We start from the raw sequence: 2421 nt of genomic DNA, 5'->3' as shown, positions 1-2421 counted from the left end.
GCCGTACCAGGGAGCTTCTCGGCAAGCCCGCTCACCGCGTCGCCGAGTTCGGAGGCGGCCGCCGCGTACCGATGCTCGCAGGAGGCGGCGCGGCCGACCACGCGCTGGGCACGGTAGCGCACCCCGCCTGGATCCACGCCGAGCCGCGACAGCAGCGTCGCGGAGCGCAGCGCCTCGCCCTCGGCCACGCCGCAGTCGCCGGCCTCGAAGGCGAGGATGCCGCGCAGCCGCCAGAGATCGGCGACACCCTGCGCGGCAAGTTCGCTCTCGTGGTCACGCACCAGCGAGAGCGGGATGAACGGCCTGAGGTCGCGCGGATTGGCGCCGAGGCGGGGCGCGGCACGCGGTGCGGTGCCGGAGAGGTCGAGCGTGGGCAGCGTCCGCTGCAGGTTCGGCGCTGCGGCGAGATAGCGCCGCTCGGCCTCGGCGGCGAAGCGCGCCGCCTCCGCCGCGCGGCCGCGGTTGCGCGCATGATAGGCGCGGTAATGCGCGACCCGGGCCGCGAGCTGCGGGTCGGAGCCGTTCGGGGCGATCTCGGCGGCGGTGGCGAACAGCGCGTCCGCCTCCTCGTAGCGGCCGAGATTCGACAGCTGCAGCGCGAGATGCGCCATCGCGTCGGCACGGTCGGGGCTGTCGGCGCCGAACAGCCGCCCGTGCAGCGCAAGCGCGTCGCGGAAGGACGCTTCGGCACCGGTGAAGTCCTGGTCGATGTTCTGGCGCGAGCCCAGCAGCATCAACCCGTCATAGCGGCCGACATCGCCCGAGCCGAAATCGCCGCGCACCTGGAGTGCCAGCACCCGCGTCCCCTCGGCGCCCGTGGCGGCGACCGTGGCGGTCGCGCGGCGTCCGGACAGCGCGGCGAGCGTCGCCTCGATCGCCGGCAGGGCGGTGGTCACGCCGTCGGCGAACCAGGTCGTGCCGTCGATGCTCGCCACCAGCGCGAGGTGGGGCACGCCGCCGCCGCGCCGTCGGCACTCGCGCACCGCCGCCGGAATGTTGTCGAGCACCTGGGCAGGACGCGCCGGCTGGCACAGCGCGACTGCGGCGAGGTAGTCCTCAAACCCCGGGCTCACGGCGGCCGCCATCGGGTTCTGCCGGCCGGGCGCGGAGAACAGCCGCGCCGAGGGTGCGGTCCAGGTGCCGCACAGGATCTCCACGCGGTTCTGTGCCCCTCCGACCCGACGGAAGCTGCACGCCTCGCCGGCCAGCGTGGTGCCGGCATCACCGAGCGCCGGTCCGGCCGGGCCGGCGCCGGTTGTCCCGACAGTGCCGGGCGGACCGGCGCAGCCCGCAAGCGCGAGCACCAGCAGACCGTACCGCAGCCGGATCATCCCGCGCCTCCCGTGGCCGGCTCCTGCGGCGCCGCCGCGGCTTCCTCGTCCTCGTCCTCCTCCTCGCCCGGCTCGCCGGAGCGGAGCACGTCCTCAGGCCCGGTGTTGACGATCGGCACCGAGCTCTCGTCGAAGCGCGGCGCGCCCGCCTCCAGCATGACGACGGGCGGGATGTAGATCGCCGGCTCCTGGTTCAGCGGCAGGAAAGTGCAGCCGATGGTGCCGATCGCGCAGTTGTTGATCAGCTGGCGGAACTGCGGGTCGCCGAGCCGCTGCACGAAGGTGGACGCCGCGTCGCCGGCCACGCCGTTGATCACGCCGAAGATCCTCACCTCCGCGGCTGCGTTCACGTAGACGCCGATCGCCCGCAGGGTCAGCGAGTCCACGAAGCCCGGATTGGAGGTGACCGTGCCGTCCTCGCCGAACACGTAGAGCAGCGTGCCGGGCGCGTTGATCGCGCCGAGCTTGACCTCGACGTCGCTCTGCGCGCTGTCGGCGCCGAGGCGGCCGAACTCGGTCTGCGTGCCGGTCACGCGCGCAACGAAGGAGGGGAACCCGTTCAGCCGGACGACGCGGGCGGCGGCGATCTGGTCGGGTGTCTGGAGGATCAGCCCCGCGAGCACGCCGCGCAGCAGCCCGACATCGGTGCCGGGGTCCGGCGTGCCGAGCGGACGCAGATCGCCGCTCGCGTCGATCACGATCATCTGCGGGTCCCCGCCGAGCGAGAACTGGAGGCCGCCGCCGTTGAGATCGATGGTGCCGGTGCCGCCCGGGATCTGCACGGCGCGGCGGATCAGGATCCGCCCATCGGGCGCACCGAGCGCGCCGTTCAGCGTGAAGTCGGTGCCGAAGCCGAGGATGAGCACCCCCCCCGGTCCGGCACGGACGCCGCCGGCGACGGTCATGCCGCCCGCCGCCCCGATCAGCGCATCCGCTCCCGCGATCACGCTGCCGGTGATCGCGACATCGCCGCCGCTCGTCAGGATCGCGTCGGCACCGGCGACGATGGACCCCGTGACGGTGAGCGGCCCGCCAGCGGTCAGGATCGCGTCCTGCCCTGCGAGCACGCTCGCCCCGCCGATCAGCATGG

The 2421-nt window shown here is 74.0% G+C and carries 2 protein-coding genes; both read right to left on the bottom strand.

The window, feature by feature from the left end; translation table 11 throughout:
• A partial coding sequence (locus ACTIFU_RS17250) for a tetratricopeptide repeat protein (RefSeq protein WP_439579555.1) occupies nucleotides 1–1331 on the bottom strand: 1331 nt, incomplete at its 3' end.
• A partial coding sequence (locus ACTIFU_RS17245; RefSeq protein ID WP_439579554.1) for a hypothetical protein occupies nucleotides 1328–2421 on the bottom strand: 1094 nt, incomplete at its 5' end. The genes ACTIFU_RS17250 and ACTIFU_RS17245, both read right to left, overlap by 4 nt.

Source organism: Elioraea sp. (assembly GCF_051860475.1).
Taxonomy (GTDB): Bacteria; Pseudomonadota; Alphaproteobacteria; order Acetobacterales; family Acetobacteraceae; genus Elioraea.
This window is presented reverse-complemented; position numbering and strand designations above follow the sequence as displayed.